The sequence below is a fragment of the Pseudoalteromonas arctica genome, from assembly GCF_012927645.1.
Taxonomy (GTDB): Bacteria; Pseudomonadota; Gammaproteobacteria; order Enterobacterales; family Alteromonadaceae; genus Pseudoalteromonas; species Pseudoalteromonas arctica_A.
This window is the reverse complement of the sequence record NZ_JABBMT010000028.1, coordinates 17,201-39,320: the sequence shown is the minus strand read 5'-3', so window position 1 is coordinate 39,320 and position 22,120 is coordinate 17,201. Positions and strand designations below refer to the sequence as shown.

The 22,120-nt window shown below is 40.5% G+C and carries 28 protein-coding genes; 21 read left to right on the top strand and 7 right to left on the bottom strand.

Translation table 11 applies throughout. The features are described from left to right. Positions 1-48: 48 nt before the first annotated feature. Positions 49-840 (bottom strand): crotonase/enoyl-CoA hydratase family protein, encoded by a 792-nt coding sequence (locus HHO47_RS15035; RefSeq protein WP_169021033.1) that lies wholly within the window; start codon positions 838-840, stop codon positions 49-51. Positions 841-1,078: 238 nt separating this feature from the next. Between HHO47_RS15035 and HHO47_RS15030 the strand changes: the two genes are divergently transcribed. The 3 genes from HHO47_RS15030 (at position 1,079) to HHO47_RS15020 (ending at position 2,745) form a co-directional block, all read left to right on the top strand. After that, the gene (locus HHO47_RS15030) at positions 1,079-1,399 is read left to right on the top strand and encodes an HI1450 family dsDNA-mimic protein (RefSeq protein WP_149980907.1); all 321 of its coding nucleotides are present in this window, start codon (positions 1,079-1,081) and stop codon (positions 1,397-1,399) included. 64 nt (positions 1,400-1,463) lie between these two features. Beyond that, complete coding sequence (locus HHO47_RS15025) at positions 1,464-2,282, top strand: DUF481 domain-containing protein (RefSeq protein ID WP_169021032.1); 819 nt, start codon at positions 1,464-1,466, stop codon at positions 2,280-2,282. A 16-nt stretch (positions 2,283-2,298) separates the two neighbouring features. Next, positions 2,299-2,745 (top strand): hypothetical protein, encoded by a 447-nt coding sequence (locus HHO47_RS15020; protein ID WP_169021031.1) that lies wholly within the window; start codon positions 2,299-2,301, stop codon positions 2,743-2,745. Between the two features lie 67 nt (positions 2,746-2,812). On the opposite strand, the gene HHO47_RS15015 is transcribed toward HHO47_RS15020, so the two are convergent. Together HHO47_RS15015 and HHO47_RS15010 are read right to left on the bottom strand one after the other, a co-directional pair. Beyond that, positions 2,813-3,298 carry an FKBP-type peptidyl-prolyl cis-trans isomerase gene (locus tag HHO47_RS15015; RefSeq protein ID WP_169021030.1) on the bottom strand — a complete coding sequence of 162 codons (486 nt, stop codon included), beginning with the start codon at positions 3,296-3,298 and terminating at the stop codon, positions 2,813-2,815. A 12-nt stretch (positions 3,299-3,310) separates the two neighbouring features. Beyond that, the gene (locus HHO47_RS15010; protein ID WP_169021029.1) at positions 3,311-4,222 is read right to left on the bottom strand and encodes a YgfZ/GcvT domain-containing protein; all 912 of its coding nucleotides are present in this window, start codon (positions 4,220-4,222) and stop codon (positions 3,311-3,313) included. Positions 4,223-4,352: 130 nt separating this feature from the next. Between HHO47_RS15010 and HHO47_RS15005 the strand changes: the two genes are divergently transcribed. Both HHO47_RS15005 and HHO47_RS15000 read left to right on the top strand, forming a co-directional pair. Further along, on the top strand, positions 4,353-4,604 hold the full coding sequence (locus tag HHO47_RS15005) for a succinate dehydrogenase assembly factor 2 (protein WP_169021028.1): 252 nt from the start codon (positions 4,353-4,355) through the stop codon (positions 4,602-4,604). Further along, positions 4,597-5,016, top strand: a complete 420-nt coding sequence (locus HHO47_RS15000; RefSeq protein WP_348981666.1) for a hypothetical protein — start codon at positions 4,597-4,599, stop codon at positions 5,014-5,016. Before HHO47_RS15005 ends, HHO47_RS15000 begins: the two co-directional genes overlap by 8 nt. On the opposite strand, the gene nadB is transcribed toward HHO47_RS15000, so the two are convergent. Beyond that, positions 4,976-6,601, bottom strand: coding sequence for an L-aspartate oxidase (gene nadB, locus HHO47_RS14995; RefSeq protein ID WP_169021027.1), 1,626 nt, complete (start codon positions 6,599-6,601; stop codon positions 4,976-4,978). The two genes, HHO47_RS15000 and nadB, sit on opposite strands and share 41 nt — an antisense overlap. 263 nt (positions 6,602-6,864) lie before the next feature. On the opposite strand from nadB, the gene rpoE reads away from it, so the two are divergent. The 10 genes from rpoE (at position 6,865) to pdxJ (ending at position 15,419) form a co-directional block, all read left to right on the top strand. After that, positions 6,865-7,446, top strand: coding sequence for an RNA polymerase sigma factor RpoE (gene rpoE / locus HHO47_RS14990; protein ID WP_169021026.1), 582 nt, complete (start codon positions 6,865-6,867; stop codon positions 7,444-7,446). Between the two features lies 1 nt (position 7,447). Continuing rightward, a complete protein-coding gene (locus tag HHO47_RS14985) occupies positions 7,448-8,059 on the top strand; it encodes a sigma-E factor negative regulatory protein (RefSeq protein WP_169021025.1) in 612 nt (203 codons plus the stop codon). A gap of 4 nt (positions 8,060-8,063) precedes the next feature. Then, positions 8,064-9,020 (top strand): MucB/RseB C-terminal domain-containing protein, encoded by a 957-nt coding sequence (locus tag HHO47_RS14980; protein ID WP_169021024.1) that lies wholly within the window; start codon positions 8,064-8,066, stop codon positions 9,018-9,020. 14 nt (positions 9,021-9,034) lie between these two features. Continuing rightward, positions 9,035-9,484: a SoxR reducing system RseC family protein gene (locus HHO47_RS14975; RefSeq protein WP_169021023.1), complete on the top strand. Its 450-nt coding sequence runs from the start codon at positions 9,035-9,037 to the stop codon at positions 9,482-9,484. 69 nt (positions 9,485-9,553) lie between these two features. After that, positions 9,554-11,341 carry a translation elongation factor 4 gene (gene lepA, locus HHO47_RS14970; protein ID WP_169021022.1) on the top strand — a complete coding sequence of 596 codons (1,788 nt, stop codon included), beginning with the start codon at positions 9,554-9,556 and terminating at the stop codon, positions 11,339-11,341. Positions 11,342-11,380: 39 nt separating this feature from the next. Then, the gene (gene lepB, locus HHO47_RS14965; protein WP_149980897.1) at positions 11,381-12,316 is read left to right on the top strand and encodes a signal peptidase I; all 936 of its coding nucleotides are present in this window, start codon (positions 11,381-11,383) and stop codon (positions 12,314-12,316) included. A gap of 2 nt (positions 12,317-12,318) precedes the next feature. After that, positions 12,319-12,996, top strand: a complete 678-nt coding sequence (gene rnc, locus HHO47_RS14960) for a ribonuclease III (RefSeq protein ID WP_145237595.1) — start codon at positions 12,319-12,321, stop codon at positions 12,994-12,996. Next, complete coding sequence (gene era / locus HHO47_RS14955) at positions 12,986-13,918, top strand: GTPase Era (RefSeq protein WP_169021021.1); 933 nt, start codon at positions 12,986-12,988, stop codon at positions 13,916-13,918. The genes rnc and era overlap by 11 nt, the downstream gene beginning before the upstream one ends. 17 nt (positions 13,919-13,935) lie before the next feature. Continuing rightward, positions 13,936-14,625: a DNA repair protein RecO gene (recO, locus tag HHO47_RS14950; RefSeq protein WP_169021020.1), complete on the top strand. Its 690-nt coding sequence runs from the start codon at positions 13,936-13,938 to the stop codon at positions 14,623-14,625. Between the two features lie 62 nt (positions 14,626-14,687). Then, complete coding sequence (gene pdxJ / locus HHO47_RS14945) at positions 14,688-15,419, top strand: pyridoxine 5'-phosphate synthase (RefSeq protein ID WP_169021019.1); 732 nt, start codon at positions 14,688-14,690, stop codon at positions 15,417-15,419. Between the two features lie 69 nt (positions 15,420-15,488). On the opposite strand, the gene HHO47_RS14940 is transcribed toward pdxJ, so the two are convergent. After that, the gene (locus HHO47_RS14940) at positions 15,489-15,680 is read right to left on the bottom strand and encodes a hypothetical protein (protein WP_169021018.1); all 192 of its coding nucleotides are present in this window, start codon (positions 15,678-15,680) and stop codon (positions 15,489-15,491) included. A gap of 54 nt (positions 15,681-15,734) precedes the next feature. Beyond that, entirely contained in the window at positions 15,735-15,908 is a 174-nt protein-coding gene (locus HHO47_RS14935) for a DUF1328 family protein (protein WP_149980894.1), read from the bottom strand. A gap of 387 nt (positions 15,909-16,295) precedes the next feature. On the opposite strand from HHO47_RS14935, the gene HHO47_RS14930 reads away from it, so the two are divergent. The 6 genes from HHO47_RS14930 (at position 16,296) to HHO47_RS14905 (ending at position 20,551) form a co-directional block, all read left to right on the top strand. Then, positions 16,296-16,541, top strand: a complete 246-nt coding sequence (locus HHO47_RS14930) for an OadG family protein (protein ID WP_169021017.1) — start codon at positions 16,296-16,298, stop codon at positions 16,539-16,541. Between the two features lie 10 nt (positions 16,542-16,551). Beyond that, positions 16,552-18,336, top strand: a complete 1,785-nt coding sequence (oadA, locus tag HHO47_RS14925) for a sodium-extruding oxaloacetate decarboxylase subunit alpha (protein ID WP_169021016.1) — start codon at positions 16,552-16,554, stop codon at positions 18,334-18,336. 11 nt (positions 18,337-18,347) lie between these two features. Continuing rightward, on the top strand, positions 18,348-19,478 hold the full coding sequence (locus tag HHO47_RS14920) for a sodium ion-translocating decarboxylase subunit beta (RefSeq protein WP_169021015.1): 1,131 nt from the start codon (positions 18,348-18,350) through the stop codon (positions 19,476-19,478). Positions 19,479-19,632: 154 nt separating this feature from the next. Then, entirely contained in the window at positions 19,633-19,809 is a 177-nt protein-coding gene (locus HHO47_RS14915) for a hypothetical protein (protein ID WP_169021014.1), read from the top strand. A gap of 219 nt (positions 19,810-20,028) precedes the next feature. Continuing rightward, positions 20,029-20,301: a type II toxin-antitoxin system Phd/YefM family antitoxin gene (locus HHO47_RS14910; protein WP_169021013.1), complete on the top strand. Its 273-nt coding sequence runs from the start codon at positions 20,029-20,031 to the stop codon at positions 20,299-20,301. After that, positions 20,282-20,551: a Txe/YoeB family addiction module toxin gene (locus HHO47_RS14905; protein WP_169021012.1), complete on the top strand. Its 270-nt coding sequence runs from the start codon at positions 20,282-20,284 to the stop codon at positions 20,549-20,551. Before HHO47_RS14910 ends, HHO47_RS14905 begins: the two co-directional genes overlap by 20 nt. Positions 20,552-20,696: 145 nt before the next feature. Here the strand turns inward: HHO47_RS14905 and HHO47_RS14900 are convergent, their stop codons facing one another. Then, positions 20,697-22,010: a peptidoglycan DD-metalloendopeptidase family protein gene (locus tag HHO47_RS14900; protein ID WP_169021011.1), complete on the bottom strand. Its 1,314-nt coding sequence runs from the start codon at positions 22,008-22,010 to the stop codon at positions 20,697-20,699. Between the last annotated feature and the right edge of the window lie 110 nt (positions 22,011-22,120).

Here is a 22,120-nt window from a genome sequence, read left to right as displayed (position 1 = left end):
TTGAAAACTATGCGACTTATTGCTTAGCATTGATAGAAAATGAATTTGTTACCAACGTTTACTATTTTGATACTCAATGTTGTCGGCGCCTTTGGCTTTTGCAATGGCCTTTTTTGTATTGCTGTTAATAAGCAGACGAATTTGGCTAATGGTTTCTTTGGCTAAAATTTGTCTTCTTGGAGTGTTAAAACTTTGTTGGGTAACGCGTTTGATTGCCGCTAATGTATCCGGTGAGCGAGCTAATAAGGTATTGATCATTGCTAAACAGCGTTGTTTTGGATCCGCATTTATTTCGGTTATTAACCCTAATTGCAGGGCTTTATCGGCACTTATAGGATCTGCATGGCTGGCAAGCCACATGGCATCGTCATGTTTTAGTAAACCTGGCAGTACAACATTAGCACCCATATCAGGGCATAGTCCCCAGCGCGCTTCCATAATAGCCAATTTAGCATCTGGGTGAACAATCCGATAATCTGCGCCAATGGCTATTTGCAGTCCGCCGCCAAAGCAATTACCTTGGACGACTGCGAATACCGGCACACTTAGTGATTGCCAGCCCAGCACTACTTGCTGCGCTAAGTTACAGTTACCCGGCAACCATTTAAAGAGTAACTTGGCAATATTTATGGGACTTTTCATAACGGCAGCAACATCCAGCCCGGCACAAAAATTCTCACCATCACCTTGAATAACGACTGCGCGGATAGTCGGATCTTTTTTAATTTTTTTAATCACACTTGTCAGCTGTTTGAACATGACAAAATTCAACGCATTTTGCTTATCTTTTCGGGATAATGTAACGAAGGCGATAGCCTGTTGTGTTTCAAAATTAATCATGCCAACTCCTCTGACCTGTTTCAGTTTAGCTTACGAGCTAATCGAATTGATGTAAAGCGCCATTATTTTATAGTTTGGTGCAATCAATGCGCGAAAAAGTAAAGGGCACAGCCAGCGACTCCATAAGCGTAAAATAAGCCTTGTATAAAAAAGTCAGGGAAACCTGGCTTTTTTTTGTTAAAAATTTGCTGAGGTTTGATACTATATCTGGCATTAGCATCATGAAAGGTTTATGGCGATGACAGGATCCCGTTTATACAGTGAAGAAGAAGTAACGCATCAAGCTTACGATATCTTTTTAGAGTTAGCCCCAGATAACCTTAGTGAGCAAGATGTCGATGATTTTAACCAGCATCGTGAAGAGCTTGGCTTTATTGAAGAAGGTGAGCCTGATGACCAATGGCAAGATTTTGTCGCATTAGAAATAGAGCCAGAATTATTTATTCAGGTGCTAGTGGGACTTGAATTCGATAATCAAGATATTTTATTTGCCAAAATTTTGATTAGCCGTGATAAAGACGCGCCGTTTTGTCATATATTATGGAAAGATAGCGAATAAACTCGATGCAGTATTTTAGTAAAAACAGCCTTGTTTCATTATATATCAACACAGTGAGCGGACAGTGATTAGATTACTGCTGTTATTGGGCTGTCTGCTTAGCTGTAAAGTCTGGGCGGTTGATCCTTTTGAAGACTTCCATGAGTATGGTCAACTCTCAGATGAAGAGATCCATAAAATCCATCAAGGCGAGCTATTATACGGCGATACTGAATTTGGACTTATTGTTAGTCGCGGTAATACTAACTCGACCAGTTTTAAGTTTAAAGGTAACTTATACCAAGACCTTGATAAATGGCGTAATCAATTCAAAATAGATAGTTTATACAAACGTGATCGTAACGATGCTACTGGTAATGATGAAGTCTCGGCAAACCGTATATTTGTCTCTGCGCAGGGCAACTATAAAATTGGGGTAAAAAATGCCTCATTCTTTATGTATGGTGATTATGAAGAAGATGAGTTTAGTGGCCTTGAATTTAAAAGTACGCTTGCGGCAGGTTATGGTAATCGTTTGTATCAAGGGGTAAAAAACCAAGTTGATTTTGATATAGGACCTGGTTTATACCGCTCGGTGGCACAAGATGATACCGAGCTTGAAGATGAGCAAGAAGACAAAACCAAAACCGGCTATTTATTACGTTTAGCACTGCAGTGGGAGCGAACGGTCTCGACTCGAACACGTTTCAATCAAGATTTAAGTATTGAACAATCATTGTCAGGATTGAACTCACGATTAAAGTCAGAGACATCATTGATCAGCCAAGTGATGGGCGCTATATCATTAAAGTTTGCTTATTTATATCGTTATAACTCTAAGCCGGAAGACGACAAGTTAAAGTTTGATTCAGAACTAAGTGCGACATTAGTTTATAGTTTTTAATATTTTAGAGAGTGTTATGTATCAGCATAAGCAATTTGCACTGTTCATTTTTGTGATTCTAAGCTGGATTGCCAGCTTTGTTGGTTTAGCTTGGTATTTAATTGGTGCCGATATGCCGTTAATGATATTTGCAGCGATTTTAGTGCTGGTGGGGTTTTTGTTCCATGGTTTAACCATTAAAGTTGATGACAGCCAAATTAGCTGGGGGTTTGGTCCTGGTGTGTTTGGCGATAAGTTACAGTTAGTGGATATTATTGAAGCTAAAGCGGTAGAAAACTCTTTTCGTCATGGTATTGGTCTGCGCATTACTCACGATGGCTGGATATACACAGTGTCAGGATTCAGCGCGGTACAGCTAACTCTAAAAGATGGTAGCCAATATCGCTTAGGAACTAACGACCAAGATGGTTTGCTCGCAGCGTTGGCGGGTAAGATAAGCGAGCCAGAGCCTACACTCGTTTGATTAAATTAGAGATATAAAAAAGCGCAATAGCGCTTTTTTATTATCGGTTTAGTTCACTAAGTCGATATTAGTGGTCGTGACCACAGCCACCATCACCATGGACATGGCCGTGAGCTAATTCGTCTGCTGTTGCATCACGCACTTCTAGTATTTCTACATCAAAGTTTAAAGTGATACCAGCGAGTGGATTATTACCATCAACTATTACATCTTCTTCTTGAATATCAATGATCATTACAGATTGATCGCCGTCATCTGTTGAGGCACGAAATTGCATACCAACTTCAATTTCCATACCTTCAAACATCGACTTTGGTACTGCTTGCATTAGATCATCATGGCGTTCGCCATAACCTTGCTCTGGTGGCACAGTAACACTGAGTGTGTCGCCCGCTTTTTTACCTTGTAGGGCATCTTCTAGGCCTTGAATTAAGTAACCGGTACCAACGATAAAGGTCAGTGGCTCACCATCAAATGAGTTATCGATAGAGTTTTTGTCATTATCCATGACTGAATAATGCATTTTTACCACTTTATTTGTTGCAATGATCATAGTCGCTCCTATTTATTCGTCTGCGAGAGAGTAGGGTAGAGGAAGGATAGTTAGCTCTACCGTTGGGGCATGTTTTGCACGCAGCAACTGACTAGGTTCACTGTCGTTTGGCAACACAACAAGGCCAAATAAAGTTTTACTTTGTTGATTGTAGGCTTGGCTTATTAATTTGCCAGCACGACGCCAGTTTTCACCCATTTGGGTTTCAAGCTCTGGTTCAGCTAATTCTCCATCGCTGTGTCCTGATACGATATACATAGCGCGTTTATTTTTACCAAGGTATTTCATGCGGGCCACCGTTTCTTGGCCTGTGTAGCAGCCTTTACGAAAGCTTATTCCGCCGATTGCTTGCAAGTTGACCATCTGTGGTACGTATTCACCAAGTGCTGCTTCATTGAGCTCCGGTTCACCTGCTAAAATACTATGTTGGTGCCACAGGGCGTCATTTTCAAGGGCGATAACCTCATCAGGCAGTGAAAATTCATCATTAACCATCAGTAAAATGCGGTTTTTTGCTAATTTTAGTGCTTTACCATGACTAAAATCGCAAGCGCTATCTTGCTCATTAAAATGAATGTTCAATACATTTACGGTTGCAGCTAGATCATCACCGATTAAACCAATTAACTTGCTGATAGCAGCGTGTATTTCAACTTTTGAAAACACCGCATACTTTTTTAATTCAGTTAAAGATTGAGCGGTTTCAACCGCTGATGCTGCTAAATAGTAACTATCTTGATAAGTAAATAACTTTGCTACACTCCATAGTTTACCTTTGGCATTGCAGTGTCCTGTCCACAAAAAATTTGTTTGACTGAGCTTATTAATATCTTGGGTAATTTGGCCATGGAGGTAGGCGAGTTTATCAACACCGCTTATGCGGATCAGCTGATGTGATAAAGGGCATGCGTGTACTGTTGACATAAAAACCTGCGTTACAATAAATGTAGGCGCATATAATAGCGTAGTTAGCGCTGCTGGTATAGATGCATAAATAGCTGTTTATTCAGGTGCAATTTGTTAAACTGCAAAGCAACTTAGTACGAGGTAAGAAATGACTGAAATTCACAGTAAAGCGCGTATTCGCTGGGCTTGTCGCCGCGGCATGTTAGAACTAGATGTGTTATTTATGCCATTTGTAGATGAGGCATTTGATTCGTTATCAACGCATCAGCAAGCTGTTCTCCAACGTTTGCTTGCAGCAGATGACCCCGATCTATTTGCATGGTTTATGGGCCATCAAGAATGTAAAGATCCTGAGCTTAAACAGATGGTACAACTGATTTTAGATCGAGTTCGTGTATAGGTTTAGGGTTATTAATAATATTCCAGACCACAGACCTTTTGTGGTCTACTTTAGCTTGTTTGCAGTGTGTTATAGTCTATTTTTAACGAGCATATTAGCGCAATTTATTTGTGTTGCCAGTAGTGCTCTTTGTGGCTATGTAAGTTGGCACTGGTATAAAAAATCCCATCCTCAGCAAGGCGTTTTTATATTAGACTCTACGCAATGTCGTTTTGAAAATAATACGCTAAAAATAAATGGTCATATCAGCAACAAAAGCCGCGTTTATCAAGGCAGTGTTTGGTTATATATTAATGGCTTTGCAAGCTCCCACTGGCTGATTATTAATGCCAGCGGGGTTGATGAACTGAGTTTTGTGCGCTTGAAACGTATTACTTTGTCGGCTCGCCGTGAGCATGAGGAGTCAAAATAGTCGGCGTTGGATTATCATTTAACTGCGGGTAGTCAATGGTATAATGCAAGCCTCTGCTTTCTTTTCGCTCCATTGCACTGCGAATTATCAGCTCCGCTACTTGCACTAAATTACGCAGCTCAAGCAAGTTATTCGAAACGCGGAAGTTTGCATAATAATCACGAATTTCTTGCTGTAGTAATTCAACTCGGTGTAATGCACGCTCTAGGCGTTTAGTTGAACGCACAATGCCAACATAGTCCCACATAAATAGTCGTAGTTCATGCCAATTATGGGTGATCACCACTTCTTCATCTGAGTTAGTTACGCGGCTTTCATCCCACATCGGCAGCACTTTTAATGCTGGACTGTGTTGTAGTTTTGCTAAAATATCTTTTGCTGCGGCGTGCGCGAACACAATGCACTCTAGTAATGAATTACTGGCCATGCGATTAGCGCCATGCAGCCCCGTATAAGCGACTTCGCCTACCGCATATAAGTTATCTAAATCGGTCTTACCGTTAAAGTCAGTCATTACTCCACCACAGGTATAATGTGCCGCAGGAACCACTGGAATGGGATCTTTAGTGATATCGAGCCCGACACTTAAGCATTTTGCATAAATAGTAGGGAAATGCTCAATAATGAAGTCTTTATCTTTATGACTAATATCTAAATACACACAGTTAGCACCTAAGCGCTTCATTTCAAAATCAATAGCGCGGGCAACAATATCGCGTGGTGCGAGCTCTTCACGTTCGTCAAAGTCTTTCATGAATCGTGTGCCGTCAGGACGTTTTAAATAAGCACCTTCACCACGCATCGCTTCGGTGATCAGAAAGTTTTGTAGCTCTGGGTGGTATAAACTGGTCGGGTGGAATTGATTAAATTCCATATTGGCTACTCTACAACCTGCACGCCAAGCCATCGCAATACCATCACCACTGGATACATCCGGGTTGGATGTATAAAGGTATACTTTACTGGCACCACCTGTTGCTAAGGCTACAAACTTAGCTGAAATTGTTTCGACTTTTTTTGCCGCCCGATTCCACATATATACGCCATGAATATGTTTACCGTTTTGGGCTAATTTTTTATCACCAATTAAATCTATTGCGTTGTATTGTTCTAATAAGGTGATTTCTGGATGCGCTTGTACTTGGCTTATTAGTGTTGTTTGCACTGCTCGGCCAGTGGCGTCGGCAGCGTGCAAAATTCGGCGATGGCTATGGCCGCCTTCACGGGTTAAATGAAAGCGCTCTTTGCCTTTGCTATCAAACTCCATATCAAAAGGCACGCCTTGCTCGATTAGCCATTGCAAGCAGTCATGGGCATTACTTGCGGTGTATTGCACGGCGGCTTTGTCACATAAACCACCACCGGCATCTAAGGTATCTTGTACGTGAGATTCAATGCTGTCGTTCTTTTTATCAAACACGGCAGCAATACCGCCTTGTGCATAAAGTGTGGAACCTTCCGTCAATTCACCTTTGCTGATCACGGTAACTTTACAGTGATTAGCTAAAGATAATGCTAATGAGAGGCCAGCTGCGCCGCTGCCAATAATAGCGACATCCGTGATATGGTGTTTATTTTGGTTCATGTCCGTGGTCTTTGCGGTTACAATGCCCAGATACTAATGTATAAACAGTAATGAGCAAATAATAATATTATGATAGGCGTATATGTATCATATTTGGCGCGACACTATTAGTGATTTTCAACTTTCGCCAACATATTTATAGGCTATTTTATAAAATAATAATATTAAACAGAACTTTTCATTCATGCAGCAGTCAGAGTATTTGTAAACAATGGCAGGATATGAATGACAAGCAATAATCAGACAGAGGAGTACCGGCTCGAATGAGCGAGCAGGATTTGGATTTAGCGCTAGTAAAAAGGGTCCAGCAGGGCGATAAAAATGCCTTCAATCTTTTAGTAAAGAAGTATCAGAATAAAATAGCCGGTTTGATTTCACGTTATGTATCAAATCAAGGCGATATTGCTGATGTTGCTCAAGAAGCTTTTATTAAAGCATACCGCGCACTTCCAAACTTTAGAGGGGACAGTGCCTTTTATACTTGGTTATACCGTATCGCCGTTAATTGTGCTAAAAATTACTTAGTGGCTCAGGGTCGCAAACCGCCAGCAAATGATATAGATGCTGACGATGCTGAGTTGTATGATGGTGCTGATGCAATGCGTTCAAATGCATCCCCTGAGAACTTGTTATTAAGCGAAGAAGTTCGCGCAGTGATTTTTAACACCATTGATAGTTTGCCTGAAGATCTTAAAACCGCGATCACCCTGCGAGAAATCGAAGGGATGAGCTATGAAGAAATAGCCGTGGTGATGGATTGCCCAGTCGGGACGGTGCGTTCGCGTATTTTCCGTGCCCGTGAAGCAATAGATAACAAATTAAACCCATTAATAGGCGAGTCTTAATATGACAAAAGCACACGTTAATAAGTTGGATAATCAGCATCTATCTGCATTACTTGACGGCGAACAATCATTAACTGATGAAGTTATTGCCCAGCAAGATGTGGCAATCTTAGGACGTTATGCGCTAATAGGTGACGTAATGCGTGCTGAGTCCGAAGATGCTTTGGTCTTTGATATAAGCGATAGTGTTGCGCAAGCGCTGGAAAGTGAACCAGTTTATGCTGATTTCACACAATCAGCGGCACAGCCAATACCAATGGCTGCTACAGCCATCGATAACGTAGTGGCGTTTAACTGGCGCAAACCAGTTGCACAACTTGCAATTGCAGCAAGTGTCGCCATGTTTGCAATTGTTGGTGTACAAACATTACCACAAGGTGAAAACTCACCGAGCAATGAAATTCCGATGTTGCAAACAACACCTGTAACAGGAGTGGCATCACCAGTTAGCTATTCCTCAGAACCTGCTTTACAAAATGCAGAGCAAGGTTTGCGTGAGTTACAGCAACAGCGTATTGGCGCGTTAGTATTGGAGCATCAACGCCAAGCACGAGTTGCATATTCATTAGAAAAAGCTCACACTGAGGCGCAAGCCGAAGAGGAAAAAAACTAATTAAATGAAAGTAATTACTTTTATTTTGTCGTTGGTATTAATGGCCCCAGCCTTTGCTGACGACGAAAACCCCGCAAAAGAGCTACTGCTCAAAATGGCTGATGCCGTTCATAATCGTAACTTTGACGCATCATTTGTGGTCGTTAAAGGAAAGTCAATGGAACCATATCGTTGGTTGCATGCAAAACAAGGTAATACAGAACTCGAGCATTTGAGCTTACTCAATGGCGCAGGCCTTGAGATGGTTCGTATCGATGACCAGGTTACTTATTTTGAGCCACAGTCTGAGCCTTATTCAATAGATACAGATTCTATTGCAGGCCCAATCCCGGAAGTGTTATTTAAAGATGTTGAGCGTTTAAGTCAGCATTACGATTTTGTACTCGGTGGTAAAGGCCGTATTGCAGGGCGTGCCGCGCAACTTGTTCGTATCGAATCAAAAGACGAGTATAAGTTTAATTATTGGCTGTGGCTGGATGCAGAGTCATCGCTATTACTAAAATCTGCTTATGTTAATCATGCCGGTGAGATGTTAGAACAACTACAGTTAACCCATATTAGTGTAACCGAAGAGCCCGCTGCGTTATTACTTGAAATGCTTAATCGTAAATTTCCAACGCCATTACCGACAGCGGAAATTGCCAAAAGTGAAGTTAATACAGGGAGTAATAATTGGCAAATTGGCTGGTTGCCGCAGGGTTTTAGTTTATTAAAATCAGACCGCCATAAGCTTGATTTGAACAATGAACTCACGGATTATTATTTATACTCAGATGGTTTTGTCGAAATTTCAGTGTTCGTACAAAGACCATTACCTGGTCGCAGGCCAAGTGGTGCATTGTCATCTGGTGCCACGACAGTATATGTGCATAATAGCGGTAGTTTTGATGTGTCAGTGGTGGGGAATATTCCAGCAATGACTGCAAAAGCAATTGCTGAATCGGTTGCAAGACCCTTGTAATATAAAAGCTGACAATGATAGAACAAACTCTTACAGTGGTGTCGATTCAAGGTGCCACTGCGCATTTAGAAGCCCAACAAAAGCAAGCCTGTGAAGGGTGTAATGGCCGTTGTGGTTCACAAATTTTTAGTAAGCTATTTGGCACGGCTAAAAAAACCTTCCCTTATCGATTTGAAATTCCTGTTGTGGTTGGACAAAAAGTAACTCTGGCGCTGGATGATAGCCACATGGTAAAGCATGCTTTTGCTGTTTATATGTTGCCTTTGGTATTAAGTTTAGCCTTTGCGTTAATGGCCGCAGAGGTTTTTTCTGTGCCTGAGTGGTTGCAAATTATTGCTGCTCTAGGTGGTGGTTTTACTGGCTTTATTATTGCTAAAAGCCGAGTGAAAAGCCTAAAGCATGATGTTAAAGTAATAAAAATTCATCCTATTAGCCTTCCTTTAACTCAAATAGATGGTGATTGAAGCCAATTAAATGTAAAATTGCGGCTTTATATACTCAGTCCATTAAAATAGAAGTTTAGAATCCAGTTTATGAAGCATATCCGTAATTTTTCGATCATCGCCCATATTGACCACGGGAAATCGACCCTTTCAGATCGTTTGATCCAAGTTTGTGGTGGTTTAACAGACCGCGAAATGCAAAAGCAAGTATTGGATTCAATGGATATTGAGCGCGAGCGTGGTATCACCATTAAAGCGCAAAGTGTAACGCTAAATTATAAAGCCAATGATGGAGAGACTTACCAACTTAACTTTATCGACACCCCTGGACACGTTGACTTTACCTATGAAGTATCGCGTTCACTGGCTGCCTGTGAAGGTGCATTATTAGTTGTAGATGCAGGCCAAGGCGTTGAAGCTCAAACATTGGCTAACTGCTACACCGCCATTGAAATGGATTTAGAAGTAATTCCGGTATTAAATAAAATTGATTTACCGCAAGCTGATCCACTACGGGTAGCAGAAGAAATTGAAGACATTATTGGTATTGACGCTCTTGACGCGGTGCAATGTAGCGCGAAAACAGGTGTCGGTATTGCCGAAGTCTTGGAAATGATCGTTAAGGATGTGCCGCCTCCTGTGGGCGATAAAGACGCACCGCTACAGGCGCTTATTATCGACTCATGGTTTGACCCGTACCAAGGGGTTGTGTCACTTGTACGTATTAAACACGGTGAATTACGTGCTGGTGATAAAATTAAAATTATGTCTAATGAACATATTCACACAGCTGATAACGTGGGTATTTTTACGCCAAAACAAACTAACACAGGTATTTTAAGAACTGGTGAAGTAGGTTTTGTAATTGCAGGTATAAAAGAAATTCACGGTGCACCAGTTGGTGATACTATTACTCACCAAAAAAATGCAGCACCAGAGCGCTTACCTGGCTTTCAAAAAATTAAACCGCAGGTTTATGCAGGTATGTTTCCAATTGCCTCGGATGAGTATGAATCATTCCGTGATGCGCTTAATAAGCTGAGTTTAAATGATGCGTCGTTATTCTTTGAACCGGAGAATTCAACAGCACTTGGCTTTGGCTTTCGTTGTGGTTTCTTGGGCATGTTGCACATGGAAATCATTCAAGAGCGTTTAGAACGTGAATACGATATTGACTTAATTACCACTGCGCCAACGGTAATTTACGAGGTTGTAACCAAGGAAGGTATAATTCAGATTGATAATCCATCTGATTTACCCGCTGTAAACGATATTTTAGAAATTCGTGAGCCAGTTGTTGAAGCTAATATTCTTGTACCACAAGAGTATTTAGGTAGTGTTATTACGCTTTGTATTGAAAAGCGCGGTATGCAAACCAAGATGAGTTATCACGGTAAACAAGTGGCCGTAACCTATGAACTGCCAATGGCAGAGGTAGTGATGGACTTTTTTGATAAATTAAAGTCAACCAGTCGTGGTTTCGCCTCGCTTGATTATAACTTTAAGCACTTTCAAACATCAGACATGGTGCGCGTTGATATTTTGATCAATGGTGAGCGTGTTGATGCACTTGCGATTATTGTGCATAGAGATAGCGCACAATCGCGTGGTCGTCAATTAGCAGATGCATTGAAAGAGCTTATCCCTCGTCAAATGTTTGATATAGCAATTCAAGCGGCAATTGGCGCACACGTTATTGCCCGTACCACTGTTAAACAATTGCGTAAAAACGTAATTGCGAAGTGTTATGGTGGTGACGTAAGTCGTAAGAAAAAGCTTCTTCAAAAGCAAAAAGATGGTAAAAAACGAATGAAACAACTCGGAAATGTTGAAGTGCCTCAAGAGGCATTTTTAGCGATTCTTAAAGTTGGTAAGTAAGTTTTATAACCAAATTAGGTTAGATAAAGGATTTAATGCATGGCAGGTTATTTTTCAATATTTTTAGTGTTGTTAACTCTAGGCTCAGGCTTAATTTGGTTAATTGACCATTTTATGTTTGCACCAAAAAGGCAGCAACGTTTAGCTCTTGCGCAAAGTTCTGCTGGCGGTGAGCTCGATGAAGAAACTGCAGCACTAATTGCCCCTGAACCGACTATTACTGAAACGGCGAAATCAATTTTTCCGATGATTGCGGCTATTACGATTTTTAGATCGTTTATATTTGAGCCGTTTCAAATACCATCAGGTTCAATGATGCCTACCTTGTTAGTGGGCGACTTTATTTTAGTGCAAAAGTATTCTTACGGGGTGAAAGACCCTGTATGGCGTACTCAATTAGTTGATGTAGCAGAACCAGAGCGCGGTGATATTGTGGTATTTAAATACCCGTTAGATGAAAGTATCGATTATATTAAACGCGCGATTGGTTTACCGGGTGATAAAATCGTTTACCGCGATAAGCGTTTATACATTCAACCAAATTGCGAGCAAGGACAAACACAGCAAGGTGATCTGTTGTGTAATGAATTTAATAAAATTGATATGGAGATCATTAATCGCGATGAGTTTAAGCAAGGCTCTATGGATTTAGTTCGGTTAGATGAAAATTTGACTACACTAAAACATAATATTTTAATTAACCCCGAAGCGCTGGAAATGAAAGGGCGTTACTATCAACAACCGGGTACGCGTTCTGATGAATGGGTAGTGCCGGCTGATCATTATTTTATGATGGGTGATAACCGCGATAACAGCCAAGATAGTCGCGTATGGGGCTTTGTGCCAAAAGAAAACTTGGTGGGTAAAGCTGTCTTTATATGGATGAGTTTTGAATTTGAGAATGGCCCAGATGACATTTTACCAGGCTGGGTTCCAACTGGTGTTCGTTTTGAACGCCTAGGTAATATTCAGTAACAATGAAAAAAAATGTAACAGAGTTATATAGCAAAATAGGGTATACCTTTATTGATCAAGTATTGCTTGAGCAGGCGATGACCCATCGCAGCCATAAAGGTCAACACAATGAACGCTTAGAATTTTTGGGTGATTCAATTTTAAGTTTCGTTATTGCCAATGCTTTATACAGTAAGTTCCCTAAAGCACGGGAGGGTGATTTGAGCCGCATGCGCTCTACACTTGTGCGCGGGCAAACCTTAGCTGAATTTGGTTTAGAGTTTGGTCTAGGTGATTACTTGCGCTTAGGGCCGGGCGAACTTAAAAGTGGTGGTTTTAGACGTGAGTCAACCTTAGCTGATGCGGTTGAAGCAATTATTGGTGCAGTATTTTTAGATGCTGGCATAGATGTTTGTGGTGACTTGATTTTAGCGTGGTATGAATCTCGCCTTGATGCCATTTCACCTGGTTTAAACCAAAAAGATCCTAAAACATTGCTACAAGAATACCTGCAAGCCCGCAAATTACCTTTGCCAGGCTATACTGTGGTAGATACTAAAGGTCAGGCACACAATCAAACGTTCACGGTTGAATGTATTGTTGAAGGTATGGATAGCATCATCTCAGTGGGCAGTTCTCGCCGTAAAGCTGAACAAAAAGCCGCTGAAAAAGCATTGAAGATACTTAAAAATGAATCTTGATACATTGATCCAACCTCACAGTGGTGATGTTGATACATTTTGTGGCATGATCGCAATTGTGGGCCGCCCAAATGTGGGTAAATCTACTTTACTCAATGAAATCATTGAGCAAAAAGTAAGTATTACTTCACGTAAGCCGCAAACGACCCGTCATCGCATTATGGGTATTCATACTGAAGGTAAACATCAGGCGGTGTACGTGGATACCCCAGGGCTGCACGTTGAAGAAAAGCGTGCCATTAACCGTTTAATGAATCGCGCAGCATCTAGCTCAATCGGTGATGTGGAACTTATTATATTTGTTGTTGAAGGCACTCATTGGAATGCTGACGATGACATGGTGCTAAATAAAGTATCACAAAGCGGTAAACCAGTATTATTGGTTATTAATAAAATAGACCAAGTTAAAGACCGTGATTTAGTTTTACCTCATATGAAATGGCTCGGTGATAAATTCGATTTTGTTGGCATTATGCCTGTATCGGCAACACAAGGTAAAAATATTAACCTGATCAAAGATGAAGTAACAAAGCGCTTACCACCGTGTGAGTTTTACTTTCCTGAAGATTACGTCACAGATCGTTCTATGCGCTTTATGGCGGCAGAAGTTATTCGTGAAAAGTTAATGCGCTTTATGGGCGAAGAATTACCTTATTCTGTCACTGTTGAAATTGAGCAGTTCAAATGGCAAGAAAATGGCATTTGGCATATCAATGGCCTTATTTTAGTTGAACGTGAAACGCAAAAACGTATGGTTATAGGTAATAAAGGCGAAAAGCTTAAAGTGATTGGCCGTGAAGCCCGCAAGGATCTTGAAGAAATGCTTGATAATAAAGTGTTTTTAGAGCTTTGGGTTAAAGTGAAATCAGGTTGGGCTGATGATGAGCGTGCACTACGCAGTTTAGGCTATGGTGAAGATTAATAACCTAAATAATATTTATGGATAGCGACTTCTACACAGCATACTTATTACACCGACGTCCATTTAGTGACTCACAAGTAATGCTTGATATGCTAGTAGAGGGCGTTGGCCAGTTGCGCATGCTGGCTCGAATTAGCGGTCGCCAAGCAACAAAACATAAAGCTCAGTTACAACCCTTCCAAGCCTTACTGGTAAATTATTCCGGCAAACATGATCTTAAATATATTCAACGCTTTGAACTACACGGTTCGCAATCACCTTTACTGGGTGAGCAGCTTTATTGTGGTTTTTATCTCAATGAGCTGACCAATCGTATTGTGCCAATTAACGAACCTATTGATCATGTTTTCAAGCTCTATCAAACTCACCTGCAACAGCTTAACCTGCACCCCAACTTACAAGCTGTATTACGTTCTTATGAATTTCAATTATTAGAATTATTAGGTTACGGCGTTGATTTTAGTTTTGATGCGGCAGGAGAGCCAATAATCCAAGAGCAAACCTATAGCTATTTTGCTGAATATGGATTTGTTGCTCAGGAAAACCAAGGTCACGGCTTTTTTGGTGCGCAGTTAAATGCAATTGCTGCTCATGACTTTAGCGCACCGGATGTGTTATATATGGCAAAACAATTAAGTCGTCATTTAATGAAGCCTTTATTAGGCAAAAAACCATTAAAAAGTCGCGAGCTATTTATACCCAAATAGTTTGGGTATTCACCAACAATCTTAGTACGGTATTTTTAACCGTTATTTTTATAGGTAAAAAAATGAAAGATATTCTTTTGGGCATAAACGTTGATCATATTGCCACTTTACGTCAAGCCCGCGGAACAAGTTACCCTGATCCAGCGCATGCAGCGAGTCTAGCAGAGCATGCTGGTGCAGATGGTATCACTATTCATTTACGTGAAGACCGCCGTCACATTCAAGATCGTGACGTGTATGTGATGGCTAAAACCATCCAAACACGCATGAACCTAGAAATAGCGGTTACCGATGAAATGATTGATATAGCCTTAGATGTAAAGCCGGCTTACGTTTGTTTAGTGCCAGAAAAACGCGAAGAGTTGACCACAGAGGGTGGTTTAGATGTTGTTGGTAACTTAGATAAGATCAAAGCCGCGGTAGCAAAATTAATTGACGGCGGTATTAAAGTATCGTTATTTATCGATGCAGACAAAGCACAGTTAGATGCAGCTAAAGCTTGCAATGCCCCATATGTTGAAATCCACACTGGCGCTTATGCAGATGCGCAAACTGACGTAGAAATGAGCAAAGAGCTTGAACATATTCGACAAGGTGTAAAGTATGCAGCAAGTTTGGGCTTGATAGTAAACGCCGGCCACGGTCTGCATTATCATAATGTGAAACCGATTGCTGCTATGGAAGATATTTACGAGTTAAACATTGGCCACGCAATTGTTGCACGTGCAGCCATTGATGGCTTGGATAAAGCAGTACGTGATATGAAGCGATTGATGATAGAAGCAAGAGCTTGATTTACATTCCTCTTAAAATGCAAAAAACGACTCAACAGAGTCGTTTTTTATTATTCAAATCTAACTGGATTAACAGTTAGTTTCTTCAGCGTTCACGCCTTTTTTTACTTCTTCACAGGCGTCTTCTACTTTGTTTTGCACGTCGGTTACAGCTTCATCGATGCGCTCGCCGGCTTCTTCTGCGTGATTGTCTTCACAACCCATGATAAAAAAACTAGCAAATAAAGCGATCACAGCGGTTTTAATAGTTGTCGATTTCATAATGTAATTCCTTGTAAAATATATAAATGTGTTGTTATTTAAAATAAATTGTTATCACTTAGGGACATTGCCGCGCAATGCACCTGAAACGAGTGAAATAACTAATAATATAATAAAGATAAAAAAGATAATCTTAGCAATTCCTGCTGCGGCACCTGCGATACCGCCAAAACCTAACACTGCAGCAATAAGTGCAATAACTAGAAATGTAATTGTCCAGCGTAACATTGTTGTCTCCTTGGTTTGTTAAATTGTCAGAGTAGATAATGCTAGTTATATGCCATCTTTTAAATCCTTTACTATCAATGGGATAGTTTCTTGTTTATTACACTTTATGAATTAGGTGGGAATTATTTACAGCTTTATCTGTAACTTATACTCAGCGCAGTGAGAATCAATATATTAGTCTTTTTTTGGTAAGACTAATTTTATATCAAACCAAAATGTAGAGTGTTAACTTTTCTGGTTACATGTTGGTTTTAGATTAATTGGTTTTACCAATTTACAAAGTGTTGGACTTAGTTTTTTTCTTTGTTATGATGTTTGCATAATTATTTAACTAAAGTGGTTTTTTACCCATCTTTGGGTTGGGTGAAAATAATCAAGGGGAGCAGTATGGATATCGGTCAGTTACTTGCTACAGCAGCAAACTTAATGCTCACCGGGATGGTGGGCGTTTTCGTTTTTCTTTCGTTGTTGATTTCAGCAATTACCATTATGTCTAAATTAGCGAGCCGTTTTGAACAGCCTGTTGCAACACCCACGCGCACACCGTCAATCAAAGCATCAGGTGTACCAAGTGAGCACATCGCTGCGATAAGTGCAGCTATCGCTCAGTACAAAAATAAACAAAAACTATAAGGGATGACTTGTGGCTAAATTAAAATTAACAGAATTAGTACTTAGAGATGCGCATCAATCATTATTAGCAACGCGTATGCGTTTGGATGACATGCTACCAATTGCACAAAAATTAGATGATGCGGGTTACTGGTCTATTGAGTCATGGGGTGGGGCTACTTTTGATTCATGCATTCGTTATTTGGGAGAAGATCCCTGGGAGCGTATTCGTGCTCTTAAAAAAGCTATGCCAAATACTAAACAGCAAATGTTACTTCGTGGTCAAAACCTTTTAGGCTATCGTCATTATGCCGATGACGTGGTGGAAAAGTTTGTTGAGCGTGCGCATCAAAACGGTGTAGACGTATTTCGTATTTTTGATGCGATGAACGATGTTCGTAATCTTGAAACGGCTATTAAAGCTGCAATTAAAGTTGGCGCACATGCACAAGGTACAATTTCGTATACAGTAAGCCCGGTTCATACACTTGATATGTGGTTAACGCTTGCCAAGCAACTTGAAGAGTTAGGCTGTCATTCAATTTGTATTAAAGACATGGCCGGTTTGCTTAAACCATACGATGCAGAAGAATTAATCAAAGCGTTAAAAGAAACAGTCTCTATCCCAATTGCAATGCAGTGTCATGCCACAACTGGTTTAAGTACTGCTACTTACCAAAAAGCGATTGATGCTGGTATTGATATGCTTGATACCGCAATTTCATCAATGAGTATGACTTACGGGCATAGCGCAACTGAAACGATTGTATCAATTGTTGAAGGTACTGAACGTGATACTGAGCTGGATTTAAATCAACTCGAAGAAATTGCTGCTTACTTCCGTGATGTTCGTAAAAAATATGTCGCTTTTGAAGGCAGCTTAAAAGGTGTTGATGGCCGTATTTTATTAGCGCAAGTGCCTGGTGGCATGCTAACAAATATGGAAAACCAGTTGAAAGAGCAAGGTGCTGCGGATAAATTGAATGAAGTATTACTTGAGATCCCACGTGTACGTGAAGACTTAGGTTATTTACCGTTAGTTACACCAACATCACAAATTGTCGGCACTCAGGCAGTACTTAATGTATTAACTGGTGAGCGCTATAAAACAATTACTAAAGAAACAGCTGGCGTACTAAAAGGCGAATATGGCTTAACACCAGCGCCAATGAACAAAGAATTGCAAGAGCGTGTGCTTGATGGCGCAGAAGTGATCACTTGCCGTCCTGCCGATCTATTAAAACCAGAACTTGAATCGCTACAAGCTGAGTTATCAAAAGAAGCACAAGAGCAAGGTTTAAGCTTAGCGGATGAGCAGATTGATGACGTGTTAACGTATGCATTATTCCCACAAATTGGGTTGAAATTCATTAAAAATCGTAATAACCCAGATGCTTTCGAAGCTGTGCCAAGTGCTGAATCTGCTAATAAAGAACAACCAGTTAGCAATAAAAAAAGTAACAGCAACCCAGTAAAAGCAGAGCAGTACAGCGTAAAAGTAGATGGTAAAGTTTATGATGTAGTGGTTGCACAAGGCGGTGAGCTTAAAGAAGTAACACTTAAAGATAGCGAAATTATTCCACAATCGGCGTCAGTTGCTTCCGGCGAAACACTTAACGCTCCACTTGCTGGTAACATTTTTAAAATCAAGGTGAAAGCGGGTCAAACGGTAAATGAAGGCGATGTAGTGATCATTATGGAAGCGATGAAAATGGAAACTGAAATTCGCGCTACTCATAGTGGCACAATTGCTGAAATCTTGGTTGCTGAGGGCGATTCTGTTGCCACTGGCGATGCAATGATTGCAATGGCTTAGGAGTATCGAGGATGGATGCAGTACTAAACCTCTGGCAAGCAACAGGGATAGCAAATTTTACTTTTCCTGCGCTTATTATGATCGCAGTAGGGTGCTTATTGTTGTATCTGGCAATTGCACGAAACTTTGAGCCATTATTATTATTACCAATTGGCTTTGGAGCAATACTGACAAATATCCCCGTAGCAGGCTTATCAGACCCAGGTGGTTTGCTGTATTACGTTTATTATATAGGAATTGATACCGGTGTATTTCCATTATTAATATTTATGGGTGTTGGTGCACTCACTGATTTTAGTGCCTTGATAGCTAATCCTCGCATGTTATTGCTAGGTGCTGCAGCTCAGTTTGGTATTTTTGCAACCTTGTTTGGCGCAATTTTACTAAACTATGTACCAGGTTTTGAGTTTTCTTTACAAGATGCGTCAGCAATTGCGATTATAGGTGGTGCAGATGGCCCGACGGCAATTTTCTTAGCCTCAAAACTTGCTCCAGATTTATTGGGTGCCATTGCCGTAGCTGCATACTCATATATGGCGTTGGTGCCAATTATTCAGCCGCCAATTATGCGGGCTTTAACCACACCAGAAGAACGTAAAATTCAAATGCCACAGTTACGCACCGTATCAAAAAAGGAAAAAATTATTTTCCCGTTAATGGTATTGAGTTTAACGATTTTGTTTTTACCAGCAGCAACGCCACTGGTAGGCATGTTCTGTTTAGGAAACTTGATGCGAGAGTCTGGTGTAGTTGACCGTTTAAGTAATAGTGCACAAAACGAGATCATCAATATTACCACTATTTTCCTTGGTTTAGCTGTAGGCTCTAAGCTTGCTGCAGATAAGTTTTTAACCGTAGAAACAATTGGTATTTTGGTACTCGGCGCCTTGGCTTTTGCAATTGGTACAGCTTCAGGTGTATTTATGGCAAAAGGTATGAACAAGTTTTCTAAATCACCAATCAATCCACTTATCGGCGCGGCTGGTGTATCAGCTGTGCCAATGGCTGCACGCGTAGTTAATAAAGTGGGTCTGGAAAATAACCCGCATAATTTCTTATTAATGCATGCAATGGGGCCAAATGTTGCGGGAGTGCTTGGCAGTGCCGTAGCTGCAGGTATTTTGTTAGCACTGGTAGGTTAAAAAACAACTCGCAGTGTTTATTTATGTTGAGCACTGCATAAGTAAACTTTTACCTCCAACCGACTGGCGCAGTTTAAACTGCGCTTTTTTTTGGGCGTTTTTTGGGTATACTCGAATGTCACTTTACTAATTATCTGAATTAAAAGGCTGTGGTATGAATATCTTTGTGATTTTAATCTCTTTGTTTTTCGCACTTGTTATCCTTGTGCCACTACTTGAAAAGTACCAATCAAAAATGGGTTTAGAGGGCGCGACTAAATACGCCAAATACATCTGGCCATTAGTGATGATTTCATTGGTTGTGCAATTGATTTATGTGTTGGTGAGGTAGAGCGTAGCCGTCAGCTTTAAGAGCAGCGGTAAGCTTTAAGTGATTTTAAAGCGGGCTGCGTAGGTTGGATTGAGCACCGCGAAACCCAACGAAAAAATATCCTCTCAGTCTGTATCAATGCACTGCATTATCGTGTGTTTTTATTTATCCTTTAAGATGACTTGATATTATTTTTAAACTATAATGTACGACATTACCGTACGTTAATGAGGTTTAATTATGGATAGCATAAGTGTAAATCAATTTAGAGATAACTTAAAAGCATTTGTAGAACAAACAGTTAGTGAACATGAGCCAATTAAGGTTACTAGGCGTGCCGGAGATGCATTTATCGTAATGAGTGCGGACGACTGGGAACGAGAGCAGGAAACTTTACATGTTTTACAGAGTAACAGTTTAATGCAACAAATTGCAGACTCTATGAAAACTCACACAACTAAATCAGGGTATAAACCAACACAAGAGCAGCTAGATGAGATCACTAACCTTTGAGGGTAAGACGTGGCTCAGCTATGAGCAATTACGAGATAAAGATAAAAAGTTGCATACTGCATTATGTAAAATACTAAAAGAAATGATGCGCTCAGATCCAACTAAAGGCTTGGGAAAGCCGGAGCCTTTAAAACACAATTTATCGGGGTTATGGTCGAAGCGTATATCGCAAAAAGATCGGTTAATTTATAAGTTTGATAATGAGTACATATATATTTTCGCCATTGGTGGGCATTACGATGCCTATTAGAAAAAATAACACTCCTATTAATGGCGCAGACTTGCCAGCTGATGGACCCAGAAAAAGCCGTTGCTATTTACATAACAACGGCTTATATTTTTCGCTGACCGCTGACCGCTGACCGCTGACCGCTGACCGCTGACCACTGACCACTTTACTTAAGCGCTAACTGTAGCTCTCGATTGCGCTCTAGCTGCGCTAAGAAGTTATCTGCGATTGGTTTAAACTTAGCAAGCTCATCACGTGGTAGTGGCTCAGACTTAGGTAATTTAACTGTTTTAGGGTTACGGTGAACGCCGTTAACTAAAAACTCGTAGTGTAAGTGTGCGCCAGTTACACGACCAGTGGACCCAACAGTACCAATTTTTTGACCTTGCTTAACTTTTTGACCGGTTTTAACTAGCTTTTTGTTAAGGTGCAGGTACTTAGTGACGTACTGTGTGCCGTGACTAATAAATATATAGTTACCATTATACTTACTGTATCCGGCTTTAATTACTTTACCATTACCCGACGCAACTACTGGCGTACCAGTACGAGCTGCGTAGTCAATGCCACGGTGTGCCCTTACTTGTCCTGTTACAGGATGTAAGCGACGCGGATTGAAGCTTGAGCTAATATATTTAAAATTAACCGGTGCACGTAAAAATGCTTTTTTCATACTACGCCCTTCAGGCGTGTAAAAAGTACCATCGCTGTGACGAATAGCCGCGTAACGTTGACCTTGGTTTATAAACTCAGCGGCAATAATTTTACCTGTGCCAATAAACTCGCCATCAACATAATGTGATTCATAGATTAAACCAAATTGATCGCCTTTACGGATATCATTGGCAAAATCCACATCCCAACCGAATATGTCAGCAAAGTTCATTATTTGCCGTTCACTTAAACCAGCAGCAATACCTGAGGTCCAAAAGCTGTTGGTAATTTCTCCACCTGTTGATTTAGTTAACGTTTCAATTTCTTTACTATCAATAGACGTATCGTAGTTACCTTCTTCATTTAATGTAACGAACAGGGTATCTGTTTTTGAAATTACATAACGTAACTGTGCCAAAGAGCCGTCTTCAGCAGTGGCAAAACTAAGTACTTCACCTGGATGAATTTTACTAAGTTTACGTGTTTCTGCATTGGTATTAAGCAGTTTATGAACGGTTTGCGCATTAAAACCAGCGCGTTTGAAAATAAGTGCTAAATTGTCACCGTTCTTTACTTCAAAATCGACTAGATTGTATTCTGGGAGTTTTGCTGCATCTTCTTGCGAATTTAATTCAGTTAATTTTTCAACGTCATCAACTTTAATTTGTAATTCGTAACGCTTGCCAACTTCTAGCGCATCAGCGCTATTGTCTTTCGAGGCGGTGGCTTTTTCTGAAGGAATGAGTGTTAAAGCAGCAATAGCAGAAACCAAGCCTAAAATAAGCAATTTGTGTTTTTTTGGGAGAGTGTGCACAACGCGAACCATAACGTGCCTTTTCCTGCTGTCAAGATAATTAATCACTAATATTGCAGGATATACTTAATAAAGCGTTAATACCAGTGTTTTGTAGATTTAAACTGGTGCGGATTTACGCT